This window comes from Citrobacter sp. Cu231, from assembly GCF_030332265.1.
GTDB lineage: Bacteria > Pseudomonadota > Gammaproteobacteria > Enterobacterales > Enterobacteriaceae > Citrobacter > Citrobacter meridianamericanus.
This window is the reverse complement of the sequence record NZ_JAOWIE010000044.1, coordinates 43,805-58,466: the sequence shown is the minus strand read 5'-3', so window position 1 is coordinate 58,466 and position 14,662 is coordinate 43,805. Positions and strand designations below refer to the sequence as shown.

General features: G+C 49.8%; 15 protein-coding genes. 9 read left to right on the top strand and 6 right to left on the bottom strand.

Going from position 1 to position 14,662, the window contains the following annotated elements; all coding sequences use genetic code 11:
- The first annotated feature begins 1 nt into the window (after position 1).
- Positions 2–808, top strand: coding sequence for a peptide ABC transporter ATP-binding protein SapF (gene sapF / locus OGY15_RS17920; RefSeq protein ID WP_151219354.1), 807 nt, complete (start codon positions 2–4; stop codon positions 806–808).
- Positions 809–848: 40 nt separating this feature from the next.
- On the opposite strand, the gene OGY15_RS17915 is transcribed toward sapF, so the two are convergent.
- Entirely contained in the window at positions 849–1,538 is a 690-nt protein-coding gene (locus OGY15_RS17915; RefSeq protein ID WP_151219507.1) for an EAL domain-containing protein, read from the bottom strand.
- Between the two features lie 449 nt (positions 1,539–1,987).
- Between OGY15_RS17915 and fabI the strand changes: the two genes are divergently transcribed.
- The 7 genes from fabI to osmB all read left to right on the top strand — a co-directional run bounded on the left by fabI (position 1,988) and on the right by osmB (position 10,101).
- Positions 1,988–2,776, top strand: coding sequence for an enoyl-ACP reductase FabI (fabI, locus tag OGY15_RS17910; RefSeq protein WP_151219355.1), 789 nt, complete (start codon positions 1,988–1,990; stop codon positions 2,774–2,776).
- Positions 2,777–2,975: 199 nt separating this feature from the next.
- Positions 2,976–4,121, top strand: a complete 1,146-nt coding sequence (locus OGY15_RS17905) for a carboxymuconolactone decarboxylase family protein (protein WP_151219356.1) — start codon at positions 2,976–2,978, stop codon at positions 4,119–4,121.
- 89 nt (positions 4,122–4,210) lie between these two features.
- Positions 4,211–6,145: an exoribonuclease II gene (locus OGY15_RS17900; protein WP_151219357.1), complete on the top strand. Its 1,935-nt coding sequence runs from the start codon at positions 4,211–4,213 to the stop codon at positions 6,143–6,145.
- Positions 6,146–6,410: 265 nt separating this feature from the next.
- Complete coding sequence (gene pdeR, locus OGY15_RS17895; protein ID WP_187252344.1) at positions 6,411–8,402, top strand: cyclic di-GMP phosphodiesterase; 1,992 nt, start codon at positions 6,411–6,413, stop codon at positions 8,400–8,402.
- 182 nt (positions 8,403–8,584) lie between these two features.
- Positions 8,585–8,767 carry a YciZ family protein gene (locus OGY15_RS17890; RefSeq protein WP_151219358.1) on the top strand — a complete coding sequence of 61 codons (183 nt, stop codon included), beginning with the start codon at positions 8,585–8,587 and terminating at the stop codon, positions 8,765–8,767.
- A gap of 95 nt (positions 8,768–8,862) precedes the next feature.
- On the top strand, positions 8,863–9,615 hold the full coding sequence (gene yciT, locus OGY15_RS17885; RefSeq protein WP_151219359.1) for a DNA-binding transcriptional regulator YciT: 753 nt from the start codon (positions 8,863–8,865) through the stop codon (positions 9,613–9,615).
- A 267-nt stretch (positions 9,616–9,882) separates the two neighbouring features.
- Positions 9,883–10,101 carry an osmotically-inducible lipoprotein OsmB gene (gene osmB, locus OGY15_RS17880; RefSeq protein ID WP_003020583.1) on the top strand — a complete coding sequence of 73 codons (219 nt, stop codon included), beginning with the start codon at positions 9,883–9,885 and terminating at the stop codon, positions 10,099–10,101.
- 107 nt (positions 10,102–10,208) lie between these two features.
- Here the strand turns inward: osmB and yciH are convergent, their stop codons facing one another.
- From yciH to pgpB, 5 genes are all read right to left on the bottom strand, one after another.
- Positions 10,209–10,535, bottom strand: coding sequence for a stress response translation initiation inhibitor YciH (gene yciH / locus OGY15_RS17875; RefSeq protein ID WP_151219360.1), 327 nt, complete (start codon positions 10,533–10,535; stop codon positions 10,209–10,211).
- Positions 10,536–11,273, bottom strand: a complete 738-nt coding sequence (gene pyrF, locus OGY15_RS17870; protein WP_151219361.1) for an orotidine-5'-phosphate decarboxylase — start codon at positions 11,271–11,273, stop codon at positions 10,536–10,538.
- A 190-nt stretch (positions 11,274–11,463) separates the two neighbouring features.
- Positions 11,464–12,633 (bottom strand): lipopolysaccharide assembly protein LapB, encoded by a 1,170-nt coding sequence (lapB, locus tag OGY15_RS17865; protein WP_151219362.1) that lies wholly within the window; start codon positions 12,631–12,633, stop codon positions 11,464–11,466.
- Positions 12,634–12,639: 6 nt separating this feature from the next.
- Positions 12,640–12,948, bottom strand: a complete 309-nt coding sequence (locus OGY15_RS17860) for a LapA family protein (protein WP_006684318.1) — start codon at positions 12,946–12,948, stop codon at positions 12,640–12,642.
- Between the two features lie 149 nt (positions 12,949–13,097).
- Entirely contained in the window at positions 13,098–13,862 is a 765-nt protein-coding gene (gene pgpB, locus OGY15_RS17855; protein ID WP_151219363.1) for a phosphatidylglycerophosphatase B, read from the bottom strand.
- A gap of 202 nt (positions 13,863–14,064) precedes the next feature.
- On the opposite strand from pgpB, the gene ribA reads away from it, so the two are divergent.
- Positions 14,065–14,655, top strand: coding sequence for a GTP cyclohydrolase II (gene ribA, locus OGY15_RS17850; protein WP_003020601.1), 591 nt, complete (start codon positions 14,065–14,067; stop codon positions 14,653–14,655).
- Positions 14,656–14,662: the final 7 nt, after the last annotated feature.

The window sequence follows — 14,662 nt, the reverse complement described above, 5'->3', positions numbered from 1 at the left end:
GATGGTAGAAACCCTGCTCGAAGTGCGTAATCTGAGCAAAACTTTTCGCTACCGGACGGGCTTATTCCGCCGCCAGACTGTTGAGGCCGTTAAGCCACTAAGCTTCACTCTACGCGAGCGCCAGACGCTTGCCATCATTGGTGAAAATGGTTCCGGCAAGTCCACGCTGGCAAAGATGCTGGCAGGTATGATTGAGCCCACCAGTGGTGAGCTACTGATTGACGATCACCCGTTAAAATATGGCGATTATTCATTCCGCAGCCAGCGTATCCGTATGATTTTCCAGGATCCGTCAACGTCGCTCAATCCACGGCAGCGTATCTCGCAAATCCTCGATTTCCCGCTACGTCTGAATACCGACCTTGAACCTGAACAGCGCCGTAAGCAGATCGTTGAAACCATGCGCATGGTTGGGCTACTGCCCGATCACGTAAGCTACTACCCGCATATGCTAGCCCCAGGGCAAAAACAGCGTCTGGGCCTTGCTCGTGCGCTCATTTTGCGTCCAAAAGTCATTATCGCTGACGAAGCCCTGGCCTCTCTGGACATGTCGATGCGTTCACAGCTCATCAACCTGATGCTGGAATTACAGGAAAAACAGGGAATATCGTATATCTATGTAACCCAACACATCGGCATGATGAAACATATCAGCGATCAGGTATTGGTCATGCACCAGGGCGAAGTGGTTGAACGCGGCAGTACAGCGGATGTTCTGGCCTCCCCGCTGCACGAACTTACCCGCCGCCTGATTGCCGGTCATTTCGGCGAAGCGCTTACCGCTGATGCCTGGCGAAAAGATCGCTAGCAAAATTGCAGCCCTCCTCAACCGGAGGGCCAATTTGCAATCAGTGGTAAAGACTGGGTAAGAGCAGTGTATCAACGTCAGTAAACGCAACCGAAGGGAAAAGGGTTCCCTGCATCACCCATACGCCCGCAGCGCCTGCCTCGTCGATAAGACGTGCTGTTTCCACACCCTCTACCGCAATACGGTTGCAGTATTCACGGATGTTTTTAATCAACACCGGGAACATCGGTTTTTCAACCTGTTCCAGGAAAAACCCACGATCCAGTTTCACAACGTCAAACTGGCTGCAAACCAGTGGACTGGCTCCAACGCTGCCGGATCCAAGATCGCCCAGCCATAAGGCGTTTGGGCCATCGCAAAGCGAATTAATCAGCAGATCATTCAGGCACAGGGTATTCGTCAGGAAACGTTCTGAAAGTTCGAGTGCAATAAAAGGCATTGCACGTAGTGCTGATTTGATGATCGGGTCGCCAATCGCCAGCAGCGCCATTTCTTCAATGAGGTTTAGGGTACAGAAAAGGTTGTGGTTCTCAAACCAATCACGCTTTTCAGCAATTAATCGAATTTGCTCGAGCATGAAATTACGCTTTTGTTCGCTATTCCACGCTGAAATGATGAGCTCTGGATATAACGGCAGAACCGTATCTGAAACAAACCGGGCGCTCATCTCTACACCCAGTAACGTATCAGTGGTGTCTCTCATCGGTTCCGCGATGAAATGATAGTGCATAAGACCACTCCAATTGATCATAACTTCCTGATAATGCACTTTTAATCACAATCAATCAATAATATCGATCAATGAATCAATATTGATCGATAAAAGCAATATATAATAACTTACTGAATATTATACGTTTATGTATTTTAAGAATGTTCCAGTATTGCCATAAGCTAAATCATAAGCTAGTGAAGACAGATTGTCTTTTAATACCTGTGTATCGATGCATTTTATTCTTTCTCAACTACTCCGCTGGATCGTGGGTTGGATGAGGCAGACCCCGGCCAGAGTGGTATACTCCACGCCTGTATTGGAGAGCGGAAGGTCACTCAGGACTGATTACCATTCAATAAGAGGCAGGGGTGGAGATAACTTCAGACCAATGCAGGACGTTCACGCAATTCCAATGATGACTTATTGATTAATAAAAGATAAACAATCGCCATAAGGATTAAACTATGGGTTTTCTTTCCGGTAAGCGCATTCTGATAACAGGTCTTGCCAGCAAATTGTCCATTGCCTGGGGAATCGCCCAGGCAATGCATCGCGAAGGCGCAGAACTCGCTTTCACCTGGCAGAACGACAAACTGAAAGGCCGCGTGGAAGAATTTGCAGCTCAACTGGGTTCCAGTATCACACTGCAGTGTGATGTGGCGGAAGACGCCAGTATTGACGCAATGTTTGCTGAGCTGAGCAAAGCCTGGCCTAAATTCGACGGTTTCGTTCATTCCATTGGCTTCGCGCCTGCTGACCAACTGGATGGCGACTATGTGAATGCAGTCACCCGAGAGGGTTTTAAAATTGCTCATGACATCAGCGCTTACAGCTTTGTGGCGATGGCAAAAGCCTGCCGTTCCATGCTGAATCCGGGTTCTGCGCTGCTGACCCTATCCTATCTGGGCGCAGAGCGTGCCATCCCCAACTACAACGTGATGGGTCTGGCGAAAGCCTCTCTGGAAGCGAACGTGCGTTATATGGCCAACGCGATGGGGCCTGAAGGCGTGCGAGTGAACGCCATTTCCGCAGGTCCAATCCGTACACTCGCCGCTTCTGGCATTAAAGATTTTCGTAAAATGCTGGCGCACTGTGAAGCGGTTACGCCGATTCGCCGCACCGTTACCATTGAAGATGTGGGCAACCCCGCAGCATTTCTGTGCTCCGATCTCGCTGCCGGTATCTCTGGTGAAGTAGTTCACGTTGACGGTGGCTTCAGTATCGCCGCAATGAACGAGCTGGAACTTAAATAAGCCTAAGATCTCGATGGGCGGTTTTGTGCCGCCCATGACTCTCCTCTGTCAGCCACCACATATGCCTTTCTGATATTTATTATCACGTAACAATCTTTTATCCCCTCATCCGCTTACGTCAGGATATTGCAGCGCAAACGATCCGGCGTAGTAGTATGACGACGAGTCCGGGTCGCCACTTTTAGACCAAGGAACGCCCATGGAACAACGCCGAATTGAAGGTAAAAGCCACTGGTATCATGAGACGCAATCCAGCACGTATCCGCAAAAAGTTCTGCCGCTGGTGCCGGAAGCCGCTCATGTCGACGACAGCTTTTTACTGGATCTGGCATTACCTGATGACGCTCTTTCGCCCTTTGAATCCTGGTTAACCCCTGCCCGTAAACTTGCCCTGACGCTCTTCCCGGCTCATGAAAACCTGAATCAGATGCATACGTTCAGCGCCTATGAACGGATGAGTACAGCCCTGACCGTCGCTCAGGTGTATGGCGTCCAGCGATTATGTAATCACTATGCTGCGCGTTTAACACCGCTTCCTGGTCCGGACTCCTCGCGGGAAAGTAACCATCGACTGGCGCAAATCACCCAATATGCTCGCCAACTTGCCAGCTCTCCTGCCGTGATAGACGAACGCGACCGTCAGCATCTGGAGGCGGTCGGACTGACCACCAGCGATAATATTCTGATGAATCAAATCATCGGCTTCGTCGGTTTTCAGGCCCGAACCGTGGCCCTGTTTCAGGCCTGGTCTGGTCATCCGCTACGGCGAATACCAGGGCTGGATATACAGCAGTTCGCTCAGGCTTCATCCTTCAGCGCCACAAACACAACCTGGCATGCTGCACCATTCCCGATCGAAAAATACCTCCCCCATGATGAGAACACTGCCAGAGCGTATCCGGATGAGCTGCAAGCCTTGGTGCCATTACTGATACATGCACCGGTCATTTTGGATTTACTCACGACGTTGATTTCCAGTGCCCGGCGCAGCGCTGTATCAGTACAGGCATTTTCACTGGCGGCGCTAATGACGTCACGAATTAACGGCAGCGTGGCCTGCTTTAACGAGCAGGCGCATACAGCAAATGAATTAGTCGACGTTATCGCCCTGCTTCGCCTGGATGAACGTGAATTACAGCGTTGGGAACAACGACATCCGGTTGAGCGCGCCACCCTGCAAGCGGTACAATGGTTGACACGAGCGCCCGACCGCTTTAGCGCCGCATTGTTAACGCCTTTGTTCGATCAGGGGCTCTCTTCGGAGCAGGCTATTAACCTGCTCACCTGGAGCGGATTGTGCGGATGGTTGAATCGCTTGAAAATCGCGCTGGGCGAGACTTGTTAACCGATCCACTTACTGAAAGAGCGCTTGCCGCAACTGATAGAATCGCGTAAAACTGTCAGCCGCTCTTTTAGCCACGAAAATAGACAATTATGCTTCAGGACAACCCGCTGCTAGCGCAGCTTAAACAGCAACTGCATTCCCAGACGCCACGTGCTGAAGGGGTGGTAAAAGCCACGGAAAAAGGCTTTGGCTTCCTCGAAGTCGATGCACAAAAAAGCTATTTCATTCCGCCGCCGCAGATGAAAAAAGTGATGCATGGCGACCGCATTGTTGCCGTTATCCATACCGAAAAAGATCGTGAATCTGCCGAGCCGGAAGAACTGATTGAACCCTTCCTGACGCGCTTCGTGGGTAAAGTTCAGGGCAAAAATGACCGTCTCGCCATCGTGCCGGATCATCCGTTACTGAAAGATGCTATCCCTTGCCGTGCCGCCCGCGGTGTTGAGCATGAATTTAAAGAAGGTGACTGGGCCGTCGCTGAAATGCGCCGCCACCCGCTGAAAGGCGATCGCACCTTCCATGCCGAGCTAACCCAATTTATCACGTTTGCTGATGACCACTTTGTTCCGTGGTGGGTGACGCTGGCACGTCATAATCTTGAAAAAGAAGCACCTGACGGTGTGGCAACTGAGATGCTGGATGAGGGTTTGGTACGCCAGGACTTAACCGCCCTCAACTTTGTTACCATCGACAGCGCCAGCACCGAAGATATGGATGATGCGCTATATGCTGAAGAACTGGCCGACGGCAAACTGCAGTTAACCGTCGCCATTGCTGACCCTACAGCATGGATTGCTGAAGACAGCAAGCTGGACAAAACGGCAAAAGTTCGCGCGTTTACTAACTATCTGCCGGGGTTCAATATCCCAATGCTGCCGCGTGAACTGTCTGACGATTTGTGTTCTCTGCGTGCAAATGAAGTGCGTCCGGTTCTGGCCTGTCGTATGACCATCGCCGAAGATGGCGCGATTGAAGACAACATCATCTTCTTCGCCGCAATGATTGAATCGAAAGCGAAGCTGGTCTACGACAACGTCTCCGACTGGCTGGAGGGCGCGGGTAACTGGCAGCCTGAAAATGAGGCGATTGCTGAGCAAATTCGCCTGCTGCATCGTATTTGCCTCAGCCGCGGTGAATGGCGTCATAACCATGCGCTGGTATTTAAAGATCGCCCGGATTATCGTTTCGTTCTGGGTGAAAAAGGCGAAGTGCTGGACATCGTCGCTGAGCCGCGCCGCATCGCTAACCGTATTGTGGAAGAGTCCATGATTGCGGCAAACATTTGCGCCGCCCGAGTACTTCGCGACAAGTTGGGCTTCGGGATTTATAACGTCCATATGGGATTCGATCCTGCGAATGCCGACGCGCTGGCTGCGCTGCTGAAAACCCATGGTATGCACGTGGATGCTGAGGAAGTTCTGACGCTGGAAGGTTTCTGCAAACTGCGTCGCGAACTTGATGCACAGCCTTCCGGTTTCCTCGACAGCCGCATTCGCCGCTTCCAGTCTTACGCTGAAATAAGTATCGAGCCAGGTCCGCACTTTGGACTGGGTCTGGAGGCTTACGCCACCTGGACCTCTCCGATTCGTAAGTATGGCGACATGATCAACCACCGTCTGCTCAAGGCCGTCATCAAAGGCGAATCCATCGCCCGCCCTCAGGATGATACCACCGTGCAAATGGCGGAACGTCGTCGCCTGAACCGAATGGCTGAGCGTGATGTGGGAGACTGGTTATACGCCCGTTTCCTGAGTGACAAAGCCGGTACCGACACCCACTTTGCGGCTGAGATCATTGACGTCAGCCGCGGTGGCATGCGCGTGCGCTTAGTTGATAATGGCGCTGTTGCATTTATTCCAGCCCCGTTCCTGCACGCCGTTCGTGACGAACTGGTATGCAGCCAGGAAAGCGGCACCGTGCAAATTAAAGGTGAAGTTGTTTACAAAGTCACGGATGTGATTGACGTAACTATCGCTGAAGTACGGATGGAAACCCGCAGCGTTATTGCGCGCCCAGCGGTATAACACACATCAAACCATCGACCTTTCTCATTGTGTGAAAGGTCGTTTTCTTTTTTCGCCCAAATTTCCACCACGCACTACACTTCTTTCATTCGGCTAATTTTAATTTTTTTACTATTTTCAGTTCCGTTGGCTTTGCTTTTTACGGATTCTGGATTACACATAAATATATAAAAAAAACAATACGTTCAGCCATAATCACCCTGAATGAATCATGGCTACCCATACTTTTGAGGCTCTATGCGCTTTAAACGGGATAGTACACATCATGAAAGACGTCCGGGAGCTGATTACGTTGTATAGCTATGTGGGCACTAATAACCCTTACTGGCGTTTGTCAGAGGATTGCAACATCCTGCATTTCTCTGTCGAAGAAACGTCAGAGGCCGATCAGACCATCGAATTATCCCCGGAACAAGCCGATCGCATTCGCGAGATGACGGTAATTACATCAAGTTTATTAATGACGTTACCAATTGAAGATGACAACATTCCCGTGCATCTGGTCGGCCGAAAAATCAATAAGCGTGAATGGGCCGGTAGCGCATCCGCCTGGGATGACACCCCTTCCGTCGCCCGTGATCTGGCTCACGGCCTCTCTTTTGCCGAACAGGTGGTTTCTGAAGCCAATTCAGTCATTGTCATTCTTGATCGCATGGGCAACATTCAGCGGTTTAATCGACTCTGCGAAGAGTATACCGGACTCAAAGAACGTGAAGTCATTGGCCAAAGTGTATTCACATTATTTATGAGTCGACGTGAAGCGGCCGCGTCACGACGCAATATCGAGGTCTTTTTTCGCGAAGGTAACTCGTATGAAGTTGAACGCTGGGTGAAGACCTGTAAAGGACAGCGTCTGTTTTTATTTCGTAATAAATTTGTGCATAACGGTAGCGGAAAGAACGAAATATTTCTGATCTGTTCCGGGACCGATATCACTGAAGAACGCCGCGCCCAGGAGCGTTTGCGGTTGTTGGCGAATACTGACTCGATCACTGGATTACCCAATCGCAACGCTATTCATGATCTGATCAGCAATGCGATTGAGAACGCGGGCGAAATGCAGGTCGGGATTGTGTACCTCGATCTGGATAACTTCAAAAAGGTAAACGATGCCTACGGGCATATGTTTGGCGATCAGCTATTGCAAAGCGTATCGCTGGCAATCCTCAGTTGCCTTGGCGAAAACCAGTTACTGGCACGATTTGGCGGTGATGAGTTCATTGTCCTTGCCACCGAAACATCCCAGGGTTCACTGGAAGCCACCGCGTCGCGTATTCTGACACGCCTGCGTCAACCCTTTCGCATCGGCCTGATTGAAATCTATACCGGATGCTCTATTGGTATTTCCCTCGCACCACAGCATGGTCAGGACTGCGAGAGCGTTATTCGTAACGCGGATACTGCCATGTACACTGCGAAAGAAGGCGGTCGCGGGCAGTTTTGTGTCTTCTCCCCGGAAATGAATCAGCGGGTATTTGAATATCTGTGGCTGGATACCAATCTGCGTAAGGCACTGGAAAACGATCAACTGGTTATCCACTATCAGCCAAAGATAACCTGGCGCGGCGAAGTACGTAGCCTTGAGGCTCTGGTTCGCTGGCAATCTCCGGAACGCGGCCTCATTCCACCGCTGGAATTTATCTCCTATGCCGAAGAATCGGGGCTTATCGTCCCGCTGGGTCGTTGGGTTATTCTCGATGTTGTGCGCCAGGTCGCGAAATGGCGCGCCAAGGGCATAAACCTACGTGTGGCGGTAAACGTTTCTGCCAGACAGCTCGCCGACCAGACGCTTTTTACCGCGCTTAAGCAAGTACTTCACGAACTTGATTTTGAGTATTGCCCTATCGATGTTGAGTTAACAGAAAGCAGTTTGATTGAAAATGAGCAACTGGCGCTGTCCGTGATTCAGCAGTTTAGCCAGTTAGGTGCGCAAATCCATTTAGATGATTTTGGTACCGGTTATTCGTCGCTGTCCCAACTGGCTCGCTTCCCGCTTGATGCAATAAAACTGGATCAAACCTTTGTCAGAGATGTACACAAACAATCGATTTCACAATCGCTGGTACGGGCCATTGTTGCGGTCGCACAGGCGCTCAACCTACAGGTGATTGCTGAAGGTGTGGAAAGCGCGAAAGAGGATGCGTTTCTGACCAAAAATGGCGTCAATGAGCGTCAGGGTTTTTTATTCGCCAAACCAATGCCGGCCGCCGCATTTGAGCGTTGGTATCGACGACATCTGAATAAAAAAATGCGCTAATGCAGAGAGGTTACACGTAGTGAATAATCATAAGTGGATATGAGATGAGGAACCTATCTGCATGTAATCACAGAATATATAATATTCTTCAATCGTTCTGCTTAATACTATTTTTCCCTTCTCTTTTGCCATGAAATTCTGCATCATGAAATTCAAACTCTATTGCCATTAGGATGACAACCATGTCTGATATCGACGCTCAGCGTCTGGCCGAACGTATTGATACCGTGCTGGATATCCTCGTTGCAGGTGATTACCACTCAGCCATCCACAATCTTGAAATTCTTAAGACTGAGCTGTTAAACACGATCAAAGAAGATGCCGAATCTTTGGCGAAAAAGCATAAGGCTCCGTGGGAGATCTGATGACATTGTTCTTTTGATGTCGCTGCTATCAGCGAACTGCAGGTAATGCAGTTTCCGTTTAAATTCCTATACGATATCGCAATAAAATTAATACTATGAATTCCCGACAACAATCTATTTTGCAGATGGTGACAGATAAAGGTCAGATGAGCGTCGCCGATCTGGCAAAAATCACCGGAGTTTCAGAAGTGACGATTCGACAGGATCTGAACACGCTGGAAAAACAGAGTTATTTACGCCGAGCGCATGGTTTTGCTGTTTCACTGAACAGCGATGACGTTGAAACGCGCATGATGACCAATTTCACCCTGAAGCGTGAACTGGCTGAATTCGCCGCATCGCTGGTCAGCCCTGGTGAATCCGTATTTATTGAGAACGGCAGCAGCAATGCCCTTCTGGCCAGAACGTTGGCAGAGCAAAAAGATGTCACCATCATTACTGTGAGCAGCTACATTGCTCATTTGCTCAAAGAAACGCCTTGCGAAGTGATTCTTCTCGGTGGCATTTATCAGAAAAAAAGCGAGAGTATGGTCGGTCCCTTAACACGCCAGTTTATCCAGCAGGTACACTTCAGCAAGGCCTTTATCGGCATCGATGGCTGGCAAGCTGATACCGGTTTTACCGGACGCGACATGATGCGTTCTGACGTGGTTAACGCGGTGCTGGAAAAAGGAGCAGAAGTTATTGTACTTACCGACAGCTCAAAATTCGAAGCCATTCACCCTTACACGCTGGGTCCGTTAGAGCGATTCAGTCGCGTAGTGACGGACTCTGGACTTAGTGCCAGCGTACAAATGCAGCTCGAGCATTCAGGGTTAACCGTCAATATCATTGATACCCACTCATAATATCTTCAGCAGATGGTTTGTTGACAGGCAAATCATCTGCTCTCTGAGAGTTATCTGACAGTCCAATTAAGACTTTTTACCTGTCGTTAACAGGATAAAGTCGTAAAATTAATGTTAGCGATATAACAGGAACGAACATCCAACTTCAGGATAGTGTTTGTATGCCTTCGCTAAACGGTTTCACGGAAATATCTTCGATAGTCTTAATTTAGCGCTATTCTTAAAGAACACAGGATTCCGTGAATCAATAATTCAGGAGAAAGTATTATGTTAGTAACGAGCAAAAAAATGACCGCTGCCATTCTGGCGATTACTCTGGCAATGTCGCTGAGCGCCTGCTCTAACTGGTCCAAACGCGATCGTAACACCGCAATCGGTGCTGGTGCAGGTGCAATAGGTGGTGCAGTCCTGACTGACGGTAGCACGCTTGGTACGCTGGGTGGTGCTGCAGTAGGTGGTATTATTGGCCACCAGGTGGGTAAATAATCTACGGTTGACTGGCTCGGTATAATAATACGTTTACTTTTTTCAGGTCATTACGATTAAAATCGTTATTCTTAAAAAGCCACGGATCAATACCGTGGCTTTTTTTATTAACCGCCTGCCAGCTTAACTTTCATTCCTTTGGCTTCCAGCAGCGATTTAATCAGGTCGCGTTTATCACCCTGTATCTCAATCACGCCATCCTTTACTGCTCCGCCGCAACCACACTTTTTCTTCAGTTCCGCCGCTAATTTGGCCAGTTCGGCATCATCTTGATCAACACCGGTGATCAAACACACCCCCTTGCCTTTGCGCCCACTGGTCTGACGTTGGATACGCACAATGCCATCGCCTTTTGGACGCTCAGGCGCCGTTTTCGGTTCATCAATACGCCCGGAATCGGTTGAGTAGACCAGGCGAGAGTTTGAATCATTCATTTATACACCTCGTTTCAGGGAGGCATTGATCGTCTTCAGCGTCTGAGCTGGGTCGACCGACTGCGTGACCGGACGACCAATCACCATGTAATCCACACCGGCTAACTGCGCCTGTTCTGGCGTCATAATACGGCGCTGATCGCCCGCCTCGCTACCTTCAGGACGAATTCCCGGCGTCACCAGCTTAAATGCCTGACCAAAGGCCTGCTTGAATCGCACCGCTTCTTGCGCTGAGCATACGACCCCATCCAGGCCACAGTTTTGAGTGAGACGAGCCAGTCTTTCAGCATGCTCGGCAGGTGACAACGTCACGCCAAGGTCGGCAAGATCGCTGGCTTCCATACTGGTCAGAACCGTCACCGCAATTAGCAGCGGCGCATCCTTACCAAACGGCGCTAAAGCTTCACGGGCTGCAGTCATCATACGCGCCCCACCAGAGGCATGAACGTTAACCATCCACACACCAAGATCGGCCGCAGCTGCAACCGCATGGGCGGTGGTATTGGGAATATCATGGAATTTCAAATCAAGAAAGACGTCAAAACCACGCTGCTGAAGATCGCGGACCAGCTGAGGTCCAAAAAGCGTGAACATCTCTTTGCCCACTTTCAAACGGCAATCACGAGGATCAATTCTGTCGACAAAAGCTAATGCTTTATCACGATTAGCATAATCGAGAGCGACAACGACAGGAGAATCAGTAACAGCACGAGAAGAAGATGAAGCAGTAAACGTCATGACCAGACCTTCTTGAAGATGGGCGCCGGCAGTGGCGCAAAATGGGTAAACGGCGTGCATTCTACCTGCGGTAATAGAAAATTAACAGGCGCGATTACATTTCTGCCAGGCGAATAGGCAGCGGAGGTTGAGGATGGATCGATCATACCTCAATTAGTATGTTGTAACTAAAGTGAGGTTTTTTTAAAAACTACAGCCCATCAAGTCCGCGAATAGGCTTAATGGTTGACCATGAACGGCAAGACGGGCAGTGCCAGTACAGCGTATATGCAGTAAATCCGCATTTCTGACAGCGGTAGCGTGGTTTGCTGCGCACCTGCTCCCCAACCATATCACGCAAAACCATCAGGCTCTCTTTGGCACGCCCTTCTTCTGCTTCGTTGAGATGATAATCCATCAGCTTGTGGAACACGCGCATTGTAGGATGGCGTTGAAGCTGACGCGTGATGTAAACCTGTGCGGTATCAGTCCCTTCACGTGCTTCAAGGATATCGGCCAACATTAGCTCAGCAGCGGCGCCAGTATTCTCCTCAACGGCCCGACGTAAGAACTCTGCCCACTCATCGTTTTTCCCCAGATGCTGGTAGCAGCTTTGTAGCATTTCCAGCGTTTCGCTGACCAGCTCTTTATCCTGGGAAATCACCCGCTGCAGGCTTTCAACCGCCTTGGCGTAATCGCCTTTCACCATATACACGCGGCCCATCATGATGGATACCCGTGCACTGTTTTTGTCTGCCGCGGCCCCTTTTTTCAACAACGTCATGGCACGATCCATATCGTCGTTACCCATTTGCTGTAAGGCCAGTTCGCAGTAAAAATGCGCTATCTCAATGCGCTGCTTATCTTTACCAAGCTTCACCAGACGTTCCGCCACATCAATGGCTTTTTGCCATTCGCTGGTTGCCTGATAAATTTGCAGTAGTTGCTGCAATGCGCCAACGCGAAAGTCTGTTTCATCGGTAAGCTGATTGAACATGTCTTCAGCTCGGTCGTACAGACCCGCGGCCATGTAGTCGCGCCCCAACTGCTGTACGGCCAGCAAACGCTGCTCGTAGGTCAGTGAGGCACTTTCCATCAGCGTTTGATGGATGCGGATTGCACGATCGACTTCACCGCGAGAGCGGAACAGGTTTCCGAGGGTGAGATGAGCCTCAACGGTGCCTGTATCCTCTTTTAGCATATCGAGGAACAAATCCACCGCTTTATCTTGTTGGTTGCTCAGAAGGAAGTTAACCCCAGCGACATAGTCGCGGGAGAGACGGTTAGCTTCATCCTGCCGGGTTTGTTGCGCACTTCTGCGACCCATATACCACCCATAGGCAGCGGCTACAGGTAAAAGCAGAAACAACAACTCCAACATAAATAATTATTCCTTCACAACCGACGAATCGGCAGATACCGCAACGTCGGTCGCAGGCGCAAGCTGGTTTTCCAGTCGTTTGATTTTACGTTCGGCGCGTGCAAGAGATACACGAACCTTCAGCCAGAACAGGCCGCAAATTAACCAACCAATGGCAAAACCTGCGGCAAACAATACAGCAAGCAGCGTAGAGATACGATACTCACCCTGAGCCAACAGGTAATTAAACGTAACCTGTTGATCGTTTTGCGCACCTAATGTCACCGAAATAACAAAAATCGCCAACACCAGTAAGAAAATGAGTAAATATTTCACATTACTTCCCGTTATGTGGTTTAAGCGAATAAATCGTGTACAACTTACCGCGTTGAGCCCTTTAAATTACCATTTTCACAACGAGTGCGAAATGGAAAAGCGCTTTCCGCATTCTGATTTAAGGGCAAAATTTGAAAAATCAATCATAGCTAGCTTTCTTGCTCACGTTGCGCGATTTCTTTTGCCTCCTGCACAGGCGGCGTTAATGGTCCGCATACTCGCTGCGCGAGCCATGTTGCCAGCGTCACCAGCAGCCACGAAATCAGCGTTGCAACGACCAAATCACGCGGCCAGTGCATGCCCAACAGCAAACGGCTACCCATAACACCCGTCGCCCAGATAAGCAAAAACACAATCGTCAGCGTACGTCTGCGCGGCCATAACAGTCCTACGGCCAGTAAAGCCCAACTGGCGGCAAACATCGTATGTCCGGACGGAAAGGCAAAGCCCGTTTCTTTCTGCCAGTGCTTGCGTAAAAACGTTGGAATATCCTGTTGTTCAGCCAATTGTTCTTTAACTAAGTGCCCGCGATCTTTACGATTTAAAGTGTAGAACTCATCAACCGGAATATGGTGCGTTTTTTCCAGCCACACAACAAAGGGTCTTGGCTCTTGCACTCTGTCTTTTACCCAGGACTTCACGCCCTGCCCCACTAAAATTGCCGCCGCCAGGATAGCAAACAGCATTATCGCGGCTTTAAGACGAAAACGCAGGCACCAGAGAAACCATACACAGAGCGCAACGTGAGTGATAATTCCCCACGGCTGCGTCACCGTTTCTGTTATCCAGTACAGGGTTTTTAACCACCAGACATTGTGTCCCGGCTGCCAGTTCCAGCCTGATACCCATACGGTAACCGGCATGATCAGTAGCAGTCCGGCGCCAACTGCCGTACGCTTTGCAATTGAAAGCATTGCCTCTCCTTTTGTCGATAAGTCTCACAATCATAACTGAAAAATACGTATGCTGGGAAAATTGACAATTTTGTGCCATTCCAAAAATGAATCCGTTGCCACGATTAGGTGAACGTCGCTGCCTTATGGCAAAATAGTGCAATACAGAACAGAAGCCGACAGGCGACGGCACGACGAGTGCCAGCATAATCTGGAGAATTACATGCAGCTTAAACGTGTGGCAGAAGCCAAACTGCCAACCCCCTGGGGTGATTTCCTGATGGTGGGATTTGAAGAACTGGCAACCGGACACGATCATGTCGCCCTGGTTTTTGGCGATATTACAGGCCAAACGCCTGTCCTGGCTCGCGTCCACTCCGAATGCCTGACCGGCGATGCGTTGTTTAGTCTGCGTTGCGATTGTGGTTTCCAGCTTGAAGCAGCACTCACCCACATTGCTGAAGAAGGGCGTGGTATTCTGCTTTATCACCGTCAGGAAGGGCGCAACATTGGCCTGCTCAACAAAATTCGCGCTTACGCGTTGCAGGACCAAGGTTATGATACCGTTGAAGCAAATCATCAGTTGGGATTTGCAGCAGACGAGCGCGATTTCACGCTGTGTGCAGATATGTTCAAACTGCTGGGTGTGGACGAAGTACGTTTACTGACCAATAACCCGAAGAAAGTGGAGATTCTGACCGAAGCGGGAATCAATATCGTTGAACGCGTACCGCTGATTGTAGGCCGTAACCCAAACAATGAACATTATCTGGACACTAAAGCCGCCAAGATGGGACATTTGCTGGGCAAGTAAGCGTTGT

What these genes read in the sequence shown, in the direction of transcription:
- OGY15_RS17890 (WP_151219358.1), top strand. Translation starts at nt 8,585, where the DNA reads ATGTCTGATATCGACGCTCAGCGTCTGGCCGAACGTATTGATACCGTG.
- yciH (WP_151219360.1), bottom strand. Translation starts at nt 10,535, where the DNA reads ATGAATGATTCAAACTCTCGCCTGGTCTACTCAACCGATTCCGGGCGT.
- fabI (WP_151219355.1), top strand. Translation starts at nt 1,988, where the DNA reads ATGGGTTTTCTTTCCGGTAAGCGCATTCTGATAACAGGTCTTGCCAGC.
- OGY15_RS17915 (WP_151219507.1), bottom strand. Translation starts at nt 1,538, where the DNA reads ATGCACTATCATTTCATCGCGGAACCGATGAGAGACACCACTGATACG.
- OGY15_RS17905 (WP_151219356.1), top strand. Translation starts at nt 2,976, where the DNA reads ATGGAACAACGCCGAATTGAAGGTAAAAGCCACTGGTATCATGAGACG.
- osmB (WP_003020583.1), top strand. Translation starts at nt 9,883, where the DNA reads ATGTTAGTAACGAGCAAAAAAATGACCGCTGCCATTCTGGCGATTACT.
- ribA (WP_003020601.1), top strand. Translation starts at nt 14,065, where the DNA reads ATGCAGCTTAAACGTGTGGCAGAAGCCAAACTGCCAACCCCCTGGGGT.
- sapF (WP_151219354.1), top strand. Translation starts at nt 2, where the DNA reads ATGGTAGAAACCCTGCTCGAAGTGCGTAATCTGAGCAAAACTTTTCGC.
- pdeR (WP_187252344.1), top strand. Translation starts at nt 6,411, where the DNA reads ATGAAAGACGTCCGGGAGCTGATTACGTTGTATAGCTATGTGGGCACT.
- lapB (WP_151219362.1), bottom strand. Translation starts at nt 12,633, where the DNA reads ATGTTGGAGTTGTTGTTTCTGCTTTTACCTGTAGCCGCTGCCTATGGG.
- pgpB (WP_151219363.1), bottom strand. Translation starts at nt 13,862, where the DNA reads ATGCTTTCAATTGCAAAGCGTACGGCAGTTGGCGCCGGACTGCTACTG.
- OGY15_RS17900 (WP_151219357.1), top strand. Translation starts at nt 4,211, where the DNA reads ATGCTTCAGGACAACCCGCTGCTAGCGCAGCTTAAACAGCAACTGCAT.
- pyrF (WP_151219361.1), bottom strand. Translation starts at nt 11,273, where the DNA reads ATGACGTTTACTGCTTCATCTTCTTCTCGTGCTGTTACTGATTCTCCT.
- yciT (WP_151219359.1), top strand. Translation starts at nt 8,863, where the DNA reads ATGAATTCCCGACAACAATCTATTTTGCAGATGGTGACAGATAAAGGT.